The 22,044-nt window shown below is 38.2% G+C and carries 14 protein-coding genes, 1 tRNA gene and 3 pseudogenes; all 18 read right to left on the minus strand.

The annotated features are described in order from the left end of the window. Positions 1–94 precede the first annotated feature (94 nt). Positions 95–700: a Crp/Fnr family transcriptional regulator gene (locus tag HX13_RS18255; RefSeq protein ID WP_238555488.1), complete on the minus strand. Its 606-nt coding sequence runs from the start codon at positions 698–700 to the stop codon at positions 95–97. A 237-nt stretch (positions 701–937) separates the two neighbouring features. Then, positions 938–1,243, minus strand: coding sequence for a DUF3467 domain-containing protein (locus tag HX13_RS18260; RefSeq protein ID WP_002976436.1), 306 nt, complete (start codon positions 1,241–1,243; stop codon positions 938–940). 87 nt (positions 1,244–1,330) lie between these two features. Beyond that, positions 1,331–5,597, minus strand: a pseudogene (gene rpoC, locus HX13_RS18265) (DNA-directed RNA polymerase subunit beta'). Positions 5,598–5,720: 123 nt separating this feature from the next. Further along, positions 5,721–9,545: a DNA-directed RNA polymerase subunit beta gene (gene rpoB / locus HX13_RS18270; RefSeq protein ID WP_050022247.1), complete on the minus strand. Its 3,825-nt coding sequence runs from the start codon at positions 9,543–9,545 to the stop codon at positions 5,721–5,723. A gap of 442 nt (positions 9,546–9,987) precedes the next feature. Then, positions 9,988–12,585, minus strand: coding sequence for a T9SS type A sorting domain-containing protein (locus HX13_RS18275; protein WP_128572495.1), 2,598 nt, complete (start codon positions 12,583–12,585; stop codon positions 9,988–9,990). A gap of 36 nt (positions 12,586–12,621) precedes the next feature. After that, on the minus strand, positions 12,622–13,764 hold the full coding sequence (locus HX13_RS18280; protein ID WP_128572496.1) for a hypothetical protein: 1,143 nt from the start codon (positions 13,762–13,764) through the stop codon (positions 12,622–12,624). 116 nt (positions 13,765–13,880) lie between these two features. Next, positions 13,881–14,204, minus strand: coding sequence for a hypothetical protein (locus tag HX13_RS18285; protein ID WP_128572497.1), 324 nt, complete (start codon positions 14,202–14,204; stop codon positions 13,881–13,883). 425 nt (positions 14,205–14,629) lie between these two features. Beyond that, a complete protein-coding gene (gene rplL, locus HX13_RS18290) occupies positions 14,630–14,998 on the minus strand; it encodes a 50S ribosomal protein L7/L12 (protein ID WP_050022251.1) in 369 nt (122 codons plus the stop codon). 46 nt (positions 14,999–15,044) lie between these two features. Further along, positions 15,045–15,632 (minus strand): 50S ribosomal protein L10, encoded by a 588-nt coding sequence (rplJ, locus tag HX13_RS18295; protein WP_050022252.1) that lies wholly within the window; start codon positions 15,630–15,632, stop codon positions 15,045–15,047. 18 nt (positions 15,633–15,650) lie between these two features. Next, entirely contained in the window at positions 15,651–16,343 is a 693-nt protein-coding gene (gene rplA / locus HX13_RS18300) for a 50S ribosomal protein L1 (RefSeq protein ID WP_050022253.1), read from the minus strand. Between the two features lie 11 nt (positions 16,344–16,354). After that, the gene (gene rplK, locus HX13_RS18305; protein WP_050022254.1) at positions 16,355–16,798 is read right to left on the minus strand and encodes a 50S ribosomal protein L11; all 444 of its coding nucleotides are present in this window, start codon (positions 16,796–16,798) and stop codon (positions 16,355–16,357) included. A gap of 327 nt (positions 16,799–17,125) precedes the next feature. Continuing rightward, positions 17,126–17,797, minus strand: a complete 672-nt coding sequence (locus HX13_RS18310; RefSeq protein WP_050022255.1) for a hypothetical protein — start codon at positions 17,795–17,797, stop codon at positions 17,126–17,128. A 10-nt stretch (positions 17,798–17,807) separates the two neighbouring features. Further along, entirely contained in the window at positions 17,808–18,449 is a 642-nt protein-coding gene (locus HX13_RS18315) for a hypothetical protein (RefSeq protein WP_050022256.1), read from the minus strand. A 19-nt stretch (positions 18,450–18,468) separates the two neighbouring features. Next, positions 18,469–19,086: a hypothetical protein gene (locus HX13_RS18320; RefSeq protein ID WP_050022257.1), complete on the minus strand. Its 618-nt coding sequence runs from the start codon at positions 19,084–19,086 to the stop codon at positions 18,469–18,471. 639 nt (positions 19,087–19,725) lie between these two features. Beyond that, positions 19,726–20,269 (minus strand): annotated as a pseudogene (gene nusG, locus HX13_RS18325) (transcription termination/antitermination protein NusG). A gap of 19 nt (positions 20,270–20,288) precedes the next feature. Next, positions 20,289–20,486, minus strand: coding sequence for a preprotein translocase subunit SecE (secE, locus tag HX13_RS22250; protein WP_128572498.1), 198 nt, complete (start codon positions 20,484–20,486; stop codon positions 20,289–20,291). 22 nt (positions 20,487–20,508) lie between these two features. Further along, positions 20,509–20,579: transfer RNA gene (locus HX13_RS18330), tRNA-Trp, on the minus strand. A 56-nt stretch (positions 20,580–20,635) separates the two neighbouring features. Then, positions 20,636–21,824 (minus strand): annotated as a pseudogene (gene tuf, locus HX13_RS18335) (elongation factor Tu). Positions 21,825–22,044: the final 220 nt, after the last annotated feature.

Consider the following 22,044-nt stretch of genomic DNA (forward strand, 5'->3'; position numbering starts at 1 on the left):
AAAATTTTTAAACAAAATACATTAGATTAATCTAACATTTTCATTTACAGCCAGTTTTATTCCTTCTTTTGTTTGCTGAATTTCCCCATCGCTTTCAATTTTTTTTTAAAACCCTGCTTACAACTTCTCTTGAAGTCCCAAGATTGTTGGCAATTTCGCGATGGGTTATTCTGATCGGATGATTTCCGGTAAGTGCAATTTGTTGTTTAATATAATTCAGAACCCTTTTATCCAGTTTGTGGAAAACGGCATCATTTACCATATTCATGACTTCGGAAAAGCGCCTGTCATATTCATGATAAAATAATTTATTGATTTCCGGAAATTGTATCAGCCATTCATGCATTACAGAAACAGGGATCAACAGGGCTTCTGAGTCTTCTTCTGCTACAGCATATACCCTGCTCACATAATCTGTGAAAATAGAAGAAAAGGTCATAAGACAGCTGTCACTCGGTTTGATATAATAATAAATAAGCTCGCGGCCGTCATTAAGGGTAAAAACTTTAATAGAACCTTTCGTGAGGAAGGGCACATATTTATTTTTCTGTCCTTCCCTTATAATTTCTGTTTTGGCCTTTATATTGACTATTACCGCATGTTTTTCAAGTTCAGCTGAAAAACCGCTGCCTAAAAAACCAAATTTCTGTACAATAAACGGATCACTCATCATATCTTTTTTGTCAAGTATTTGAAACAAATATATAAAATCATGCAATAAATATGTCAGATAAATAAAAACTTTTCATTATTACAATAAGATATCAATGATTACTTCATTCTAACCCTCTTCAAACACAATGAAATAAGATAATATTAAGAATATGTGAATTTATATAGGTGTATTTAAAACTGTCCTGAAACATGTTAGCCTGGGCTATTGATAAAAAATGCCCCGGTAAAAACCGGGGCATTCTATTTTATTGTAAAAGAAATCTTAAGCTTGTACGTTGTTTCCACCTAATACGAAAGGTTCAACTTCTTTGATTTCTCCGAACTGCTGCTCGTAGTTAGCGATGTTCTGCTGAAGAGCGTTTAATACTCTTTTCGCGTGAAGTGGAGCAAGAATAACTCTTGATCTTACTTTAGCTTGCTGAACACCCGGCATCAACTGAATAAAGTCTACTACAAATTCAGATGGAGAGTGGTTTACTAATGCTAAGTTAGCATAGATACCAGCAGCTACCATTTCGTTTAATTCGATGTTGATGTTTCCGTCTTGTGGATTTTGATTGTTGTCCATTGTTATAAATTATGTTTTTAAAATTCGAAATTTGAGATTGTGAAAATATAAAAATAATTTCAAATCCCAAATTTCAAATCATTAATTTTAATTAAGGTCTTCGAATTCTTTCTTAGAACCTACAATAACATTCTGATACTCTTTAAGACCTGTACCTGCAGGGATTCTGTGTCCTACAATTACATTTTCTTTAAGACCATTCAGATCATCTATTTTACCAGCCACTGCGGCCTCGTTAAGAACTTTAGTTGTTTCCTGGAACGATGCTGCAGACATGAATGACTTAGTCTGAAGTGCTGCTCTTGTAATACCTTGTAATACCGGAGTTGCTGTAGCAGGAAGAGCTTCTCTTACTTCTACCAATGCTAAATCTTCACGTTTCAACTTCGAGTTTTCGTCTCTTAATTCTCTTGCAGTAATCATCTGACCTGGCTTGAATTCCTTAGAATCACCGGCATCTACTACTACTTTAAGACCGAATACCCTGTTGTTTTCTTCCAGGAAGTCATATTTGTGCTCAAGAGCTCCTTCAAGGAACTGAGTATCACCTCCATCTACGATAGATACTTTTGTCATCATCTGTCTTACGATGATTTCGAAGTGCTTATCATCGATTTTTACCCCCTGTAGACGGTAAACTTCCTGAATTTCATTTACTAAGTATTCCTGAACGGCTGTTGGACCTTTAATTCTTAGGATATCTTCCGGTGTAATAGAACCGTCAGAAAGCGGAGAACCTGCTCTTACGAAGTCATTCTCCTGTACAAGAATCTGGTTGGAAAGTTTTACCAGGTAAATCTTTCTTTCTCCAGTTTTAGCCTCAACGATAAGTTCACGGTTACCTCTCTTGATTTTTCCGTAAGAAACTACCCCGTCGATTTCAGTAACAACCGCTGGGTTTGAAGGGTTTCTTGCTTCGAATAATTCAGTAACTCTCGGAAGACCTCCGGTGATATCCCCTGCTTTTGCAGATTTTCTCGGGATTTTGATCAAGACTTTACCAGCCTTAATTTTCTCACCATCATTAACCATCAAGTGGGCTCCTACCGGTAAGTTGTAAGCTTTTTGCTCAACTCCCTTAGAGTCTACCACTTTTAAGGTAGGTACAGCTTTCTTATTTCTGGATTCAGAGATTACTTTCTCCTCGAATCCTGTCTGTTCGTCAATTTCAAGCTGGAATGAAATACCCTGGATGATATCCTCGTATTCTACCTTACCTGAAGTTTCAGCAATGATAACCGCGTTATACGGATCCCATCTACAGATTACATCTCCTTTCTTCACTTTATCACCTGGTTTTACAGATAATATTGATCCATAAGGTACGTTAGCTACCATTAATGGTGTTCTGGAATCGTTATCAGCAACTAATCTGAATTCCGTTGAACGAGAAACTACAACCTCAGCTGTATTACCGTTTTCATCTTCAGAAGTAATGGTTCTTACTTCATCCATTTCAACGATACCGTCTCTTCTTGCAACGATAGATGGGTTTTCTGATACGTTTCCTGCAGTACCCCCCTGGTGGAAGGTTCTCAACGTAAGCTGAGTACCCGGCTCCCCGATGGATTGTGCTGCAATTACCCCTACTGCTTCACCCATGTGGATCATCTTACCAGTTGCTAAGTTTCTACCGTAACATTTCGCACAGATACCTTTCTTAGCTTCACAAGTAAGCGGAGAACGTACTTCTACGGCTTCTAATCCTGCTTCTTCAATTCTCTTAGCTAGTTGCTCAGTGATTACCTGATCTGCTTCAGCAATTAATTCATCACTTTCAGGATCGTAAATATTATGAAGAGATACTCTACCTAAGATTCTTTCAGAAATCTTTTTCAACGATCTCGTCATTTTTCTTAAGTGCAGTAACTTCTGTTCCTCTTAAAGTTCCACAGTCATCTTCTGTAACGATAACATCCTGTGCAACGTCTACCAATCTTCTGGTTAGATAACCCGCATCGGCAGTCTTAAGAGCGGTATCCGCAAGACCTTTACGGGCACCGTGGGTAGAGATAAAGTATTCCAAGATGGAAAGACCTTCTTTAAAGTTAGCAAGGATCGGGTTTTCGATGATCTCCGCACCGGTAGAACCAGCTTTTTGCGGTTTCGCCATCAAACCTCTCATCCCTGATAACTGACGGATCTGTTCCTTAGAACCCCTCGCCCCAGAGTCAAGCATCATGTACACAGAGTTGAAACCACCTTGGTCAGTTTTCATTCTGCTCATGATCATTTCAGTTAATCCGGCGTTCGTGTTTGTCCAAACGTCGATTACCTGGTTATAACGTTCTGTATCGGTAATCAGACCCATGTTATAGTTAGCTCTAATTTCGTCTACAGTTTCAATTGATTGTGCAATCATCTGCTTTTTCTCCACAGGTACTACGATATCTCCAAGAGAGAACGACAGACCTCCTTTGAATGCGTTTGAATACCCTAGATCTTTCATTGCATCCAGGAACTTCACAGTTGTAGGGAAATCTGTATCAGCAAGGATCTTACCGATAACGTTTCTCAATGATTTCTTCGTAAGAAGTTCATTGATATATCCTACCTGCTTAGGTACGATCTGGTTGAATAAAATTCTACCTACAGTAGTTTCGATCAGTCTTGTTACGATTTCTCCATTTTCTTTAACAGGTAATTTACATCTTACCTTAGCGTTCAGAGAAACTTTTCCTTCTGCATAAGCGATTTCCGCCTCTTCAGGAGAATAGAATGCAAGACCTTCTCCTTTTACTTTCATATCTTCTGTAGAGCTTAATTCTTTAGTCATGAAATAAAGACCAAGAACCATGTCCTGAGAAGGTACCGTAATTGGAGAACCGTTTGCAGGGTTCAGGATGTTCTGAGAACCTAACATCAGTAACTGAGCTTCAAGGATCGCTTCCGGCCCTAACGGTAAGTGTACCGCCATCTGGTCACCATCAAAGTCGGCATTGAAGGCCGTTGTTACTAACGGGTGCAGCTGGATTGCTTTACCTTCGATCATCTTAGGCTGGAAGGCCTGAATACCCAATCTGTGAAGAGTAGGTGCCCTGTTCAATAGTACCGGGTGACCTTTCATCACGTTTTCAAGGATATCATACACTACAGGTTCTTTTCTGTCGATAATTCTCTTTGCAGATTTTACTGTTTTTACAATACCTCTCTCAATTAATTTTCTAATGATGAACGGTTTGTAAAGCTCAGCTGCCATATCTTTAGGAATACCACATTCGTGAAGCTGTAAGTTCGGACCTACAACAATTACCGAACGCGCAGAGTAGTCTACCCTTTTCCCTAGTAAGTTCTGACGGAAACGACCTTGTTTACCTTTCAATGAATCAGAAAGTGATTTTAATGGTCTGTTTGATTCAGATTTTACTGCAGAAGATTTTCTTGTGTTATCGAATAATGAATCTACTGATTCCTGAAGCATACGCTTCTCGTTTCTCAAGATTACTTCAGGAGCTTTGATCTCCAATAATCTCTTTAAACGGTTATTTCTGATAATAACTCTTCTATAAAGGTCATTTAAGTCAGAAGTAGCGAAACGTCCTCCATCCAACGGAACCAATGGTCTTAGTTCTGGCGGGATAACAGGAAGTACACGCATGATCATCCACTCAGGTTTGTTGATCATTCTTGTATTGGCACCTCTTAATGCTTCTACAACATTTAATCTTTTTAATGCCTCAGTTCTTCTCTGCTTGGAACCTTCGTTGTGAGCTTTGTGTCTTAAATCGAAAGACAATGCATCAAGATCGATTCTCTTTAATAAATCTTCAACAGCTTCAGCACCCATTCTGGCGATGAATTTGTTTGGATCAGAATCATCAAGATACTGGTTTTCTACAGGAAGGGTCTCCATGATATCAAGATACTCTTCTTCTGTAAGGAATTCCATATGCTCAAAATCAGAACCATCCAGCTTTTTAGCAATACCCTGCTGGATCACTACATATCTTTCGTAGTAGATGATCATATCCAATTTCTTGGAAGGAATTCCTAAAAGGTATCCGATTTTGTTTGGTAATGAACGGAAATACCAGATGTGTGCAATAGGAACTACAAGGTTGATGTGCCCGATTCTCTCTCTTCTTACTTTTTTCTCAGTAACTTCTACTCCACAACGGTCACAAACGATCCCTTTGTAACGAATTCTCTTGTATTTACCACAAGCACATTCGTAATCCTTTACAGGACCAAAAATTTTCTCACAGAATAGCCCGTCTCTTTCAGGCTTGTGAGTTCTGTAGTTAATAGTTTCCGGCTTTAAAACCTCCCCTCTTGAGTCCTGTAAAATAGACTCCGGTGAAGCTAAACCGATGGTTATTTTATTAAATCTACTTGATTTATTTTTATTTGACATAATTTTTTTTTAGATTTTAGATTTCAGATTTCAGATTTCAGACGAAATCATCATTCCAAATTCAAGGATTATAAAATTCTTAGAGTGCCATAGTCTGACATCTTGTGTCTGACATCTGATATCTTACTCCTCCAATCTTACGTCTAATCCAAGACCTTGTAACTCGTGAAGTAATACGTTGAATGATTCCGGAATACCTGGTTCAGGCATAGATTCACCCTTAGCAATTGCTTCATAAGTTTTTGCTCTACCAATCACGTCATCCGACTTCACAGTAAGGATCTCTCTCAGGATGTTAGATGCACCGAATGCTTCAAGTGCCCAAACCTCCATCTCTCCGAATCTCTGACCCCCGAACTGAGCTTTACCTCCTAACGGTTGCTGAGTAATCAATGAGTAAGGACCGATAGAACGTGCATGCATCTTATCATCAACCATGTGTCCAAGTTTCAGCATGTAGATAACACCCACTGTAGCAGCCTGTGTAAATCTTTCTCCGGTACCACCATCATAAAGGTAAGTGTGACCGAATTTAGGAAGACCTGCTTTATCTGTATATTCAGTGATTTGATCAAGACTAGCTCCGTCGAAGATTGGCGTAGCGAATTTTAATCCTAATTTCTGACCAGCCCATCCAAGAACAGTTTCATAGATCTGTCCGATGTTCATACGGGAAGGTACCCCTAGTGGATTCAATACGATATCTACCGGTGTTCCATCCTCAAGGAACGGCATATCTTCTTCACGAACGATTCTTGATACGATACCTTTGTTACCGTGACGTCCTGCCATTTTATCTCCTACATTCAGTTTACGTTTCTTAGCGATGTAAACTTTAGCCAGCTTCATAATACCTGCAGGAAGCTCATCTCCGATTGAAATGGCAAATTTCTCACGGTTTTTAACTCCTTGAATGTCGTTATATTTGATTTTGTAATTGTGAATCAATTGTTTGATCAATTCATTCTTGTCAGCGTCTACTGTCCAGTCTGAACCGCTAACGTTTACATAATCTTCAACTGAAGTTAATAGCTTATGAGTAAATTTCACCCCTTTACCGATGATTTCTTCATCAAGGTCGTTATGTACTCCCTGAGAAGTTTTACCGCTAACCAGTGTATTTAATTTTTCAATTAAAGTATTTCTCAATTCGTCAAACTTAGCCTTGTAAGTGTTTTCAATTTCTTCAAGCTTAAGTTTTTCTTCAGTTCTTTTCTTTTTGTCTTTAATGTTTCTGGAGAACAATTTCTTGTTGATAACCACCCCTCTTAATGAAGAGTCAGCTTTTAATGATGCGTCTTTTACATCACCGGCTTTATCACCGAAGATTGCTCTAAGAAGTTTTTCTTCAGGAGTCGGGTCAGATTCACCTTTTGGAGTAATTTTACCAATCATGATATCTCCAGGCTTCACTTCAGCACCGATTCTGATCATACCGTTTTCGTCAAGATCTTTGGTAGCTTCTTCAGATACGTTTGGAATATCAGCAGTAAGTTCTTCCATACCTAATTTAGTATCACGAACTTCCAGTGAGTATTCATCCACGTGGATTGAAGTAAACCAGTCTTCACGTACTACTTTTTCGTTGATTACGATCGCATCCTCGAAGTTGTATCCTTTCCAAGGCATGAATGCTACTACTAAGTTTCTACCAAGAGCCAATTCTCCTTTTTCAGTAGCATAACCGTCGCAAAGTACCTGTCCTTTTTCCACTACATCACCTACTCTTACGTTTGGTCTCAGGGTAATGGTAGTACTCTGGTTCGTTTTTTCTGAACTTGGTAAGGTTATATGTTTTTTAGTAGCAGACTCGAATGATACAAGATCTTCATCTTCACTTCTTTCGTATTTAATAACGATTTTATCAGCATCTACATACTCTACTGTACCTGTACCTTCAGCGTTGATCAAAATTCTTGAATCTCTTGCAACCTGTTGCTCAAGCCCTGTACCTACGATCGGAGCCTGTGGCTTCAATAGAGGAACGGCCTGACGCATCATGTTAGATCCCATCAATGCACGGTTCGCATCATCATGCTCCAGGAACGGAATCAATGAAGCGGAAATACCGGAAATCTGGTTAGGTGCAACGTCGATAAGGTCAACCTGGTTTGGCTCTACTACCGGGTAGTCACCATCCAGTCTTGCAATAATCCTGTCTGTTTCGAATTCACCATTATCGTTCAATTCAACGTTTGCCTGAGCAATTACTTTGGATTCTTCGTCTTCAGCATTTAAGTAGATAGGATCTGCATTAAGTTCAACCTTACTATTTTCTACTTTTCTATATGGAGTTTCAATGAAACCTAATCTGTTGATTTTTGCATAAATTCCTAAAGATGAAATCAAACCGATGTTTGGTCCTTCCGGAGTTTCAATCGGACAGATTCTTCCGTAGTGCGTATGGTGAACGTCACGAACCTCAAACCCTGCTCTTTCTCTTGATAAACCACCAGGCCCTAGTGCAGATAATCTTCTCTTGTGAGTGATCTCTGACAGTGGGTTGGTTTGGTCCATGAACTGAGATAGCTGGTTGGTACCAAAGAATGAATTGATTACAGACGTTAAAGTCTTAGCATTAACAAGATCAAGTGGAGTAAAGATTTCGTTATCTCTAACGTTCATTCTCTCCTTGATTGTTCTTGCAATTCTTGAAAGACCTACGCCAAACTGTCCTGCTAGTTGCTCACCAACAGTTTTAATTCTCCTGTTTGATAAGTGGTCGATGTCATCCACCTCCGCTTTAGAGTTGACAAGTTCAATCAAATGTCTTACAATAGCAATGATATCTTCTTTTGTAAGAACCTCAGTGGTAGTTGGGATATTAAGACCTAACTTCTTGTTTAGTCTGTAACGTCCTACTTCACCTAATGAATATCTCTGCTCAGAGAAGAATAATTTTTCAATGATTCCTCTTGCGGTTTCCTCATCTGGCGGATCTGCGTTTCTTAACTGACGATAGATGTACTCTACTGCTTCTTTTTCAGAGTTGGTAGGGTCTTTTTGTAATGTATTCTGGATAATAGAGAACTCGTTGCTGTTTTCTTTGTGAATCAGGATTGATTTCACACCAGCATCCAGGATAAGGTCCAAATGTTCCTTTTCAAGGATTGTTTCTCTGTCCAGGATGATTTCGTTTCTTTCGATAGAAACCACCTCACCTGTATCTTCATCTACGAAATCTTCGAACCATGTGTTCAAAACTCTCGCAGCCAATGTTCTTCCTTCTACTTTTTTAAGGGCAGCCTTAGAAACTTTCACTTCTTCAGCAAGGTCGAAAATCTGAAGGATATCTTTATCAGATTCATAACCGATAGCTCTTAATAAAGTTGTTAATGGTAACTTTTTCTTACGGTCGATATACGCGTACATTACGCTGTTGATATCAGTTGTAAATTCCATCCAAGATCCTTTGAAAGGAATAATTCTTGAATAGTATAGTTTGGTTCCGTTAGCGTGGTAAGTCTGTCCGAAGAATACCCCGGGTGAACGGTGTAACTGCGTAACAATAACTCTTTCTGCACCGTTGATGATGAAAGATCCACTAGGTGTCATATAAGGAACCGGACCTAAATATACATCCTGCACTACTGTCTGGAAATCTTCATGTTCCGGGTCAGTACAGTACAATTTAAGTCTTGCTTTCAGAGGAACTGAATACGTCAGACCTCTTTCCACACACTCATCGATTGAATAACGTGGAGAATCTACCAGATAATCTAAGAATTCCAATACGAATTGGTTTCTAGAATCCGTAATAGGGAAATTTTCCTGGAAAGTCTTGTAAAGAGCTTCAGTTTTTCTGGCTTCAGGAAGTGTATCAAGCTGGAAAAATTCTTTAAAAGACTCAATTTGGATATCCAAAAAGTCCGGAGTAATGATTTTTCCTTTCGCTGATGAGAAATTAATTCTCGGATTTCCCTGAGTTGTTGATTTTGTTTTACTCATAAAACTTGTAAGAAAGGGTTAAAAAATATTTTGTTTTATTAAAAAATATCAGGAAGAGAAAGGAGAGAAAAGAAAAAAGATAAAAGACATGGAGATGTTTGGCGCTATCAGAAATAGTCTTTATTCTTTGTTCTTTATTCTTACAGTCCGATTCCTAACTGCAACACTGGTATATCTTTTCACAGCGTAATGCAAAATATTTTTATTACTTTTGTGCGTAATTACCGCGACATCTATAAACACGAAATCCCTTTCATATTTTTACAATGAAAGAGCTGATTTTCAGTATTTTATAAATTTACAAACAATTTTCCGCGCCAAAAGAGGGGCAAAGATACAAAAAAACTTCCATTAATACAAATAAATGATCTCATTTTGAGACCATTAAAAGAGAAGTGCCGCCTGTTGTCCGGCGGCACAGCATTCTATAAGTTTTCTGTAATTATTTTACAATCACTTTATAAGACTTCACATTGGTTTTGGTTTCTATATTAACAATATAAATTCCTGCTGATAATGAAGTGGTATCAATTCCGGTATTTACGGTAAACCTGCCTGCTTTAATCACCTTTCCTTCTGCAGAGAACAGCGTATAAGCTCCTTCTCCTCCTGCGGTAATGGTAAGATTTTCTCCTGCTTTTACAGGGTTAGGATATATTTTAATATCATTGGCTGCATTGATCACTTCCGATGCACCGGCAATCCTTGCACTTTCAGAAGAATTTTTCAATACTGAAGTGTATGGAGAAAGTGGAGAATCCGGTGCTCCTCTCTTAATAAGATCAGTATCTACAACCGCCTGAATACCATCTTTATCTTTGTCATCAATTGTAGAAATGAATCCTCCTCCTAAAGTATCCAGGTTACTTTTTCCGATCTGGTACAGATCAAGATCTGAACCATTGGATGTAAGATCCAGGAAGTCCGGTTTATCATCACCATCTGTATTTTTAATGGCATATTTCAGGATGCCTGAATCTGGAAAAGTTTCAAGAATATCGGCAATACCGTTCTTACCTACTGCAACATTACTATCAATGATTCCGTTACGATCCGTGTCGATCTGGCTGATCACCGATGCCGGAATTCCTGACTCAAACAAATCTAACACCCCGTCATTATCAGAGTCAAGGTCTAGATAATTCGGAACAGAATCTCCCAATACAGGTGTCAATACCAGGTCTCCCTCAGTATCATCGTCCTGGAATTTACCATTTTTATCAAAGTCTTCTGTTGCATCAGGAATACCATCGTTATCAGAATCCAGGTCACAAGCATCCACAATCCCGTCACCGTCTGTATCCAGTGTAGGAGATTTATCATTTACAGCATTACAGCCTTCTGCACAGTCCGGGATACCATTACCATTATTATCAATACTGTCATCCCCTCCCGGACAGCGGTCAAAGCAATTCGGAACTCCGTCGTTATCATCATCCCTGCTTGCGAAGGCATTATAAATATAATAGTTTTGAGGAATGCGAACCGCCGTACCACTGTTAAACGTAATTTTTATACGGTTAAAGGGTTTTGTCGCCTTACCCCCGACATAGAATTTGTTTGAATTTGTTGTAAAGAAATTACCACTGATGAGACTTCCTGAACTTGTGAAGCTATCCGTTAGCGTATTACCATTATATAATGTCACCGTAATATTCTCAAGAACACTTACCCCAAGAAGGTTTCCTGCTTTTTCCACCGTAAATCCGGCCATTGTATTAGCCGGCAGGGTTGCATTACTGCTTACCGTCGCATAAGCCGAAAATATACTAAACAAAGAGGCTGCCGGCACAGTGGCAGTGGCATAATTTGATGGGTTGTTATCTACAATAGCGCCCGGATTTGTCATTTTTGCTAAAATAAGCCCCAGAAAACCAGGTCCTGATGTCCAGCTGCTTCCCGTTACCAGATTTCCGGGCACCGAAGAGCCACTGGTCTGGATTTTATCATCACATTCGCAAGATACCGGTTCTTCAAAGGCATAATATACTTTCAAAGCTCCTAAATTAAACCCTATGGTTTGTGTCACCTTCAGGCGAATCTCATTAAATGGTTTAGAGGTTGTAAGGGTTACTTTCTGCTTTCCTGAACCATATCCAAGAACTTTAATATTAATAAGACCTCCCCCGTCAGACAATTGTTTTGAATCCTGAAGTTGCCCGAACAGATAGGTTTCTATTGTAATATTTTTCAAAAATTCAGCACTAAGAAGCTTTCCCTGGTCATCAGGCTCAATCACAAATCCGGCCCTGTTCCCTGCAGGATATACCTGATTTTTATCCAATACTCCTACTGAATAAGATCCTAATAACCCGATTGGAAGAACTATCGTCCCGAAAGAGTTCTTATTCCCATCCCCGATCCTTTCCTTATTCTGAACATATGAAAGCGGAGCCAGAATAGTACTGCTCCCCGATACATTTCCATCTACACCACTTCCCGCAATAATATCATCACAGATGCCATTATTATCAACAGGCACCCTGGCCGGATCAAAAGCAAATGCATAATACACATTCATAGCACTGAATACGGAAAGAACGTTTGTCTGATACAGCCTTACTTCATCAAATTCTTTAGAAGTTTTGAAATGTAAAAATATCCTGTTTTTGTTTCCTCCAAATGCCGGCACTGATAAAAGCGTACTACTGGAAGTTGACTCCTGGAGAACCCCATTTTTATATGTACTGATTCTCATTGAGCTTAGCAGATCAATCGTGATAAAGCTGGTTCCAAGATCCACATTAAACCCTGTAATATAGCCGGCAGGATATGTTGTATTCTTATTTTTAACCGATATACCATTTCCACTAACCAGGGAAGCAAAATTCCCCATATTTACACTGTTATCCAGATTGGCGTCAATTACCGGGTTCATGCTTCCGTTGTAACATGCCAAACAAATTCCTGAGTTATTTACAGGTTTTGCTTCTACTCCCATCCCACGAATAGGTTCATAGCCTTGTTGTGCAAATGCTACAGACGACATTACTGTTACCATGAGCATTACAATCAGTTTCTCGAATAATTTTTTGGTCATTTTTTTATTTTTTATAAGGTTTGTGTTTATTCTCAATTAGTATAAAGGCTTCCAGTTACTGCCATTACATCCTTCATGTGTTTTTGTTGTTGTGTTGTAGCGGATAGCTCCTTCATCCACCGTGGTACAGGCAGCGTTGGCCGGAGAAGCTACACCTCTGATCTGGATGGCCTTACTGACTTCCAGATCCGCAAAATTAGCCGCACTGGGAGTCATATTGATACCCACATCAGTAACAGCTCCATTTTTTCCTGTAAAAACATGTGCTGTATTCCCGTAAGCTGTCTGTCCGGCTGCGGCCTGAGTGGAGACTCCGATAGCTATTGCTTCAATTCCCGAAGCCGTATTTCCTGAGCCAATAGCTATATTATTTGAAGAAGCCGTATTTCCGGTCCCGAAAATAATTCCTCCGTTATTGGTATTAGAATTCCCTACAGTGACTCCGATAATACCTGTAATAGTATTAGAATTTCCCAACACCAAATTATTAGCTCCACTCGCCGTATTGGAGTTTCCTATTATTTTGGCTCCGTTTGTTGCTTTATTCCCCAGCCCGATAGCTACAGCCGGAAAGTTCCCCTGCGCAGATACGGTGTTGTCTTTTCCTAATGCTATATTGGAAGAGGTGCTGTTGGCAAGCACATTATTAGATCCCCAGGTAAAGGAAGAAAAAGGTCCTGTTGCGCTATTGGCGTTTCCTCCCTGTAAAGTTCCATTGACATCTAAAATCCCCTTCACATTCTTTTGAGTCGCCAATACTATATTTTGTCCGTCATTTGTTCCCAAATAGTTTCCGGAAGTAACATCTGATCCCAGAGGAGCCGTGGTAGCTATAGTACCGGTATTTCCAAGGATACGCCAATCTGCGCTTAAGCTCCCCCATTTGGTTCCATCAAAATAATAATAGCCGGGGGCGACAATATCAACTGTTTGTCCTGCAGGTGCTGATTCAGCTAAGGTGACATATACAATAGCTCCTGTTTGGGCAGATGTATAGGTTTTGGCTCTCAGTTCTGCTCCTGTAAGTCGCGGAGCAATGATTCCATCCAGTTTACTTGACATTGCAGGAAATCCGGTCACATCCAAAGTTGCTGACGGTAAACCGGTATTAATCCCAACCTGTGCTAAGCTTAATGAACTCGCAGATAAAAGTGCGAGGGTGAATAATTTGTTTTTCATTTTAATGATATTTGTTGTTTTTTTATGTAATGACAATCCTTTAGCTGTTTCACTTAACTATTAAATGAAAAAGACAGCTATTCTCGTAAGGTTCAGAGTTTTTTCAGAAATTGTACTTATTCAGAAGCACTGAATATTTTGTCGGGAATTTTAATAATGAATTGAAAACCATCGACCAACGTAGAGGAAGGCGTATTAAATTTGTGAGTTCTCTGTAATGGCAATACAGCTGCCAGGGATTCAGGATATAATGTATACATCCGTTCATGCCAGTTTCGGATCTCATTGATATTTTTCTGAAATAAAACAGAAAAATTATCATTTACAACCGGGAAGCGTTTTAGCTTTATATCACGTTTAGAATTGATGCCTGTAAAAAGCCCGCCAGTTTTGTAATCCGGATCTGTATGAATAGTCTGCATGACAAAATTCTTTGTCATAGGTGTTTGCAGATTGTAGTTATGTATATCAGTACAATGCAATACTTCCGGGAATCCGTCCATTGTGTTTGATATAGCCTTAGTGTTTAGTTTTCCTATAACCGGCAAAAGCAGCAGAAGAGCTATGATACGGCTATAAGAAAGAAAATAATTTCTATCCAACTTATTTGTGTGTTTTCTCAATACAAATATAATAATTTTTCAATAAAAACAACATTTCATTTAAAAAAATATTACAAAACACTAAATAAAAATAATATAATTCAATTAAATAAGTTTTAAATTATAAATAACCCAATGATAATAAAATATTTCACAAATCCATATAAAAATATTTGAATACTCTTATTAAAAAAAGCATCGTTATAGACATAAAAAAAGCCCGGGCAATTTGCCCGGGCTCCTTATTTATAAGAATAATTGAATTATTTCAATTCTACTTCAGCACCAGCTTCTTCTAATTGCTTCTTAAGAGCTTCAGCTTCGTCTTTAGATACACCAGTCTTGATTGGAGCTGGAGCACCGTCTACGATATCTTTAGCTTCTTTAAGACCAGCACCAGTTAAATCTTTTACCAATTTAACGATAGCTAATTTAGAAGCACCTGCAGACTTAAGGATTACGTCGAATTCAGTTTTTTCTTCAGCAGCTTCACCTGCACCTCCACCTGCAACAACTACTGCAGCAGCAGCTGGCTCAATTCCGTACTCATCCTTAAGGATAGTAGCTAATTCGTTTACGTCTTTTACTGTTAAGTTTACTAGCGTTTCAGCTAAATTTTTTAAATCTGACATTGTTGTAATGTTTTTGTTGATTATTTATTTAATTTTTTGAGTGTAATTATTCAGCACTTGTTTCCTCAGTGCTATCTGCAGCAGCTTCCGGAGCTTCAGCAGCAGGAGTTTCTTCTACCGCAGGAGCAGCTTCTTCAGCTTTAGCTTCTACTGTTTCAGGTTTGTTTTGAAGAGCAGAAACAACTCTCTGGATTGGAGACTGAAGTAATCCGATGATTTCACCGATCATTTCTTCTCTAGACTTGATGTTAGCCAACATATCTAGATTGTTGTCACCGATATAGAAAGTTTCCTGAACAAAAGCAGATTTTAAAGCCGGCTTCTCTTCTTTCTTTCTGAATCCCTGGATTAATTTCGCAGGAGCATTAGCTGTATCAGCAATCATCAACGCTGTGTTTCCTTTGAAAGATGGGAACATTTCAGAGTAATCTACTCCTTCAATCTGCTCCATTGCTTTTTGTAAAAGTGTATTTTTTACCACTTTTACTTTGATATTTTGTTTGAAAGCCTGTCTTCTGAAATCTGAAGATTTACCAGCGTTCAATCCTTCTAGATCTGCTACGTATACTACTTTTGCATCCTGAAGCAAGTCTTTGATCTCTTGTATCGCTACAACTTTTTGGTCTTTTGTCATTGTCTTAAGGATTTAATATTAGTTAACAGATTTAGTATCGATTGCAATACCCGGGCTCATTGTAGAAGACAAATAGATAGACTTCACATAAGTTCCTTTAGCAGCAGTCGGTTTCATTTTGATCAATGTCTGGATAAGTTCCTGAGCATTTTCTTTGATTTTGGCAGCATCAAAAGATACTTTACCAATACCCGCATGGATGATACCATACTTGTCTACTTTGAAATCAATTTTACCTGCTTTTACTTCAGTTACTGCTTTACCAATTTCCATTGTTACAGTTCCTGATTTAGGGTTTGGCATTAAACCTCTTGGACCTAATACTCTACCTAATGGACCTAGTTTACCCATTACAGCTGGCATTGTAACGATAACGTCAACATCTGTCCAACCATCTTTGATTTTTTGTAAATATTCGTCAAGACCTACATAGTCAGCACCAGCAGCTTTAGCTTCTGCTTCTTTATCCGGAGTTACAAGAGCTAATACTTTAACATCTTTACCGGTTCCGTGAGGAAGAGATACAACACCTCTTACCATCTGGTTTGCTTTTCTAGGGTCTACTCCTAATCTTACTGCGATATCTACAGAAGCATCAAACTTTGCAGTGTTCACTTCCTTTACAAGAGCTGAACCTTCTTCAAGGTTATAGATTCTTCCTTTTTCTACTTTGCTTAAAGCTTCCTTTTGCTTTTTTGTTAATTTTGCCATTTCTCTAAGTTTTAAGCGTTAGTTGGTTTAGTTCCTGTTACTCTTAATCCCATAGATCTAGCAGTACCTGCAACCATAGAAAGAGCAGAGTCCATTGTAAAGCAGTTAAGGTCTGCCATTTTATCTTCAGCGATTTTCTTTACCTGATCCCAAGTTACAGAACCTACTTTGTTTCTGTTTGGTTCACCGGATCCTCCTTTGATCTTAGCCGCATCCATTAATTGGATTGCTGCAGGCGGAGTTTTAATAACGAATTCAAAAGATTTGTCTTCGTATACTGTAATTACTACAGGTAAAACTTGACCTGGCTTGTCCTGGGTTCTTCCGTTAAATTGCTTACAAAACTCCATGATGTTCACACCTGCAGAACCCAAAGCTGGACCTACTGGTGGAGAAGGGTTAGCTGCGCCACCTTTCACCTGAAGCTTTACCATTTTAAAGACTTTTTTAGCCATTGTTTGTTTTTTAAATTTGAATAATTAATGAGTTTGGAAGCATTTATTATTCAGCAGGTTATCGTACTCACCTATAATAAACCTACTTTTTGGACTGCAAAAGTATAAAATATTTTTGAAATAGCAAACGGATAGTGTTGATTTTTAGTAATATTTATTCAAAATCATCCATTTCTTTTTCTGAAGGAAGATCTTGAATCTTATTTTAAGTCCATTAAAAACGACCGCTTCCATTTATCCAATAATGAATAGATCAAAAACTTAATGACTATAAAAACAAAAAGCCGGCTCCATGAGTCGGCTTTGGCTTTTTGATATTAATAATCTTTAGAATCCTGAAGGCTTGGTAAGAGTTTGTGTGGAACCATCAGTTCCTCCTAAGTTGGTATTGATATCACTAAAATTCTGTTTAGTGATGAGTCTTTTGTAAGCCATCAGGTAAAATTCTACGGTAAAGTTATTATATGTTCTCGAAGGATTGGAAGAGGTAAAGGCAATAAGCCTGCTGTTATTGGTAAATCCTGCTTTAAGATGCCAGGTTCCGTTACTTTTAAATGCAGTAACATCCGGAGAGCCCTGTTGGTTATCATTTACTCCGTTATCTCCGAAATCCAAAGCTACACTTGTAGTACCATCATTAAGCTTGAAAGCATAGTTATGTACTACAACCAGAAAATTATTCGCATCAATTTTAGTATCAAAATCAGTGATTCCTGCACCAGATACTCCTGTCAGCGTAAGCTTAATATAGTTAAACAGACCACTGCTTTCCAATGCAGGATCATATAGCTGAAGAGAATTCTGGGAGGTAGCCAGGAAGCTTCCCCCTGTCATCGTAGGTTCCCCCGGATTTCTTAAATACAGGGCATTGGTACGCGTATTACCATTCACATCAAGTGTTTCTGTAGGGTTTGTAGTATTGATCCCTACTTTCCCCGTTTGTGCATTCAGGAAAATTCCCAGACACATTATGATGATTATATAAATTTTTCTTTCCATAATTGTTGTTTTATTGAAGTCCTAGCGGAGTATTGGTTGAAACTCCTGAATAACCGGATGCTGCAGTGACTGAGCCATTGAATGTTCCCCAGTCTTTTACCAGAGATCTTTCAAAAACATTCAGGGTGATAGTCCAGGTACCATTTGTTGAAGAAACTGTTCCTGCCCCTTTAAAACTTAGATTAATAGCATGATAACTTTTTCCATTGCTTGTTACCGGGGTAACTTCTGTAGAATAAGCACCATAGGATTTTGGGGTAGTCGACATATTCGCTGCAGAAACAGCATTGGTAAAGACAGCTCCGGTAATAGCAACTACATATTTATTAGTTTCTAATCCTGTATTCAGGCTTACTACTTCATCCTGCTTAACATTGGTTAAAACTACTTTATATGAATTCACCGGGGCTACATTCCTAAGGGCAATGTCCAGGAGTTTTACTTTCCCCACAGGGGTAGTATCTTTAGAACGTGTCAGCAGAAGATAATTTCCGCTTGCAGGTGAATTTACCGTATCAATGAGGTAAGACTCCACCAAAGTTTCTCCTTCTACATCCAGAGTGGATTGCGGGGTTTTAGTATTAATGCCAACTTGAGATTGTGCAATTAGAAAAGTACCAACCGCAAGGATGAATGTGGTTATTTTTCTCATTATAGTATGTTTTTTTATGTTATTGAATCAAAGGAGCTGCAGCTGTTCCGGTTGTTGAAGTCCCCATTGCCTGTGTCGGATTAAACTCCTTTGCATAGGCACGGTCATAAACCAGTAAATTAAGTGTCCATACTCCTGTTGGAAGAGAACTATCGGGTGCAAACCCCTGGTAATCTGCTTTTAGCTTCCATGTCCCTCCTGAAGAATAGGCAAAAATCTGTGGTACCGGCGTTAGCCAGTCCGGAGAAGCTGCTTTTACCGGTTGAGTAAATCCAAATGAGGAGATTACCACCAGAAATTTACTGGAGTTTATTTTAGTATCAAACTGATTTACCCAATCTTTATCTGTGGGGTCACAGGTAATTTTATACTGAATAAGATTGATAGGTGCCGGAGAATTAGGCACAAAAGAATCATTATAAGCAGTAATCTTGTTTTCAGGTGCCGGGGATTTAATGATGAAGGTATAATTTTCATTAGTTCCCAACTTTTCCAAAGGAGTTTTGAAAGCTATCCCGGATGTTTTCATAGTTCCATTTACGGATAGGGTCTTCTCAGGAGTATTGGTATTTATACCAACTTGTGCATTAGTAAATACAGCACTTGCAAGAAGTACTGTCGAAATAATCTTCGTCATTGTTTTGTGTGTTTATGTGGCTAACTCATCTTACTCCATAGCTTTTATATTTACAACAGACACACAAACATATGTACATATGCTTTGCACTGTATCTGAATAAAATATGAAAAGTTCTATGGATTAATTAGCTAACAGTTTGCAATAAGCATGCCACGAAATAAAATATATTTATTTATTTCAATAAAAAATAAGCAAATTATTTCTAATTCCTAAATTTCAGATTAAAAAGAATCTTGAGTATTAAAATGGAATCAATCCATGATCCTGGATCAGGAGCAAAAGTTGGGGACATAATAAATTGGGTCTGAATGTAAAAAATTCTGTTTATTATTGATTAAACGTCAAAATTATTGAGATCGTTTTTCACGCAAAGTTTAAAAAAAAATAAATGTTCTATTTCAAGTAGGCAAAGAAGCAGCATAGCTGCTGGCTAAGTGCATGCAAAGTCTTCGCTTCATTTCTCAGCTTACTTAAAATAAAGAGTAATCAAAACGTGAATTTTAAAAATTAAATAGATCTAAATATTATAAGACCACAATTTTTGCGCTTGATCCATGATTCTTTCGGATAGTATAGATGATGGAAATAAAAAAAAAACCGCTTAACAGCGGTTTTATATATTTATTATAAATATTCTTATACTTTTTCTACCTGCATGTAACTAAGTTCCATTGGGGTTTTTCTACCGAAGATCAGTACAGAAACTTCAATTTTCTTTTTATCTTCCAGAATCTTTTCAACAGTACCGTTGAATCCGTTGAAAGGTCCATCGATTACTTTAACGTTCTCACCTACAATGTAAGGAATTTCAACATCACTTGCAAATTCTGAAAGTTCATCCATTCTTCCTAACATTCTGTTTACTTCAGACTTTCTCATAGGAACAGGATCACCTCCTTTTGTTAAACTTAAGAAAGAAATAACTCCGGGAATATTCTTGATAACGTGAGGAATCTCTCCCATCAGGTCAGCTTCAATCATCAGGTAGCCAGGATAGTAAGGTCTTTCTTTAGGAACTTTTTTACCGTTTCTAATTTGGATTACCTTTTCCATAGGAATAACCACTTGAGTAACGTACTGCTCAAACCCTAGACGTTTTGATTTCTGTCTCAATATAGTTTTTCACTTTATTTTCCTGTCCGCTGATAGCTTTCAGCACATACCATTTCAATTCGCTCATTATGGAAAATACTTAATTATTAATTGAACAAGTTGATTAGCATTCCTATTATGTTGCTGATTGCTTTGGAAAACAATTCATCAACTCCAAATGTAAATAATGCCAGAATCACTGTCGCAATAGTCACTACGATTGTGGAAGACTGAAGATCAGCCCATTTTGGCCATTCTACTTTGTGTCTAAATTCGTTATAAGAACCTTTTAAAAAAATCGACAAATGAACTCATAATTTATATTTGCACGGGCACAAGGATTCGAACCCTGATCAACGGTTTTGGAGACCGGTATCCTACCATTGGACGATGCCCGTAGTTTAAAAAGCTCCGTAAAGAAGTTCCTTACGGAAGCTTTTTATATTTTAAGATATTAATCTAAGATTTCAGTAACCTGACCAGCACCAACTGTTCTACCTCCTTCTCTGATCGCAAATCTAAGACCTTCGTTAAGAGCGATTGGTTGTAACAATTCTACAGTGATTGTTAAGTTATCACCAGGCATTACCATTTCTACACCTTCTGGTAAGAAGATCTCACCTGTAACGTCAGTAGTTCTTACGTAGAACTGAGGACGGTATTTGTTGTGGAATGGAGTGTGACGTCCACCTTCTTCTTTAGAAAGGATATAAACCTCAGCTTTGAATTTTTTGTGTGGTTTAACAGAATCTTTCTTAGCGATAACCATACCTCTCTTGATGTCAGTTTTTTCAATACCTCTCAACAATAGACCTACGTTATCACCAGCTTCACCTCTGTCTAGGATTTTTCTGAACATCTCAACCCCTGTAATAGTAGAAGTTAATTTTTCATCACCCATACCAACGATATCAACAGGATCACCAGTGTTAATAACACCAGACTCGATTCTACCTGTTGCTACAGTACCTCTACCTGTAATAGAGAATACGTCTTCGATTGGCATCAAGAATGGCTTATCCTGATCTCTTACCGGCTGCTCGATCCAAGTATCAACAGCATCCATTAATTCTTCTACAGTTTTAACCCACTTCTCGTCTCCGTTAAGAGCACCAAGAGCAGATCCCTGGATTACTGGAGAGTTATCTCCGTCATATTCGTAAGTAGATAATAAATCTCTAAGTTCAAGTTCAACAAGCTCTAAAAGCTCAGCATCATCCACCATATCAACCTTGTTCATGAAAACAACGATTCTTGGTACGTTTACCTGACGGCAAAGAAGGATGTGCTCTCTAGTTTGAGGCATTGGTCCATCAGTTGCAGCACATACTAAGATAGCTCCATCCATCTGAGCAGCACCAGTTACCATGTTCTTAACATAGTCGGCGTGACCTGGACAGTCAACGTGTGCATAGTGTCTGTTTTCAGTTTCGTACTCGATGTGAGCTGTATTAATAGTGATACCTCTTTCTTTTTCTTCTGGAGCAGAGTCAATCGCAGAGAAGTCTTTTTTTCTCAGCAAGACCTTTGTTAGCTAATACACTACTGATAGCTGCAGTAAGTGTAGTTTTACCATGGTCAACGTGACCAATAGTACCAATGTTCAAGTGTGGTTTGTTACGATTAAACGTTTCCTTTGCCATGATTTAAAATTATTTATTTATTGTTTTTCAAATTTTCGGTGTGCAAATATAATGAATTTTTAGATACCAAAAACTTTTTGTTAAAAAAACTTTCAATATTCTTATTCAATGAAGGGCAAACCTTATATTTCAACGTATTGAGACTGCAAATTTACATAATTTTCCTGATTGAAAAAAACTTTCTGAAAACCTTTTATGAAAAAGCCTGAAATACAGATTA

This window comes from Chryseobacterium sp. P1-3 (assembly GCF_000738495.1).
Classification (GTDB): domain Bacteria; phylum Bacteroidota; class Bacteroidia; order Flavobacteriales; family Weeksellaceae; genus Chryseobacterium; species Chryseobacterium gallinarum.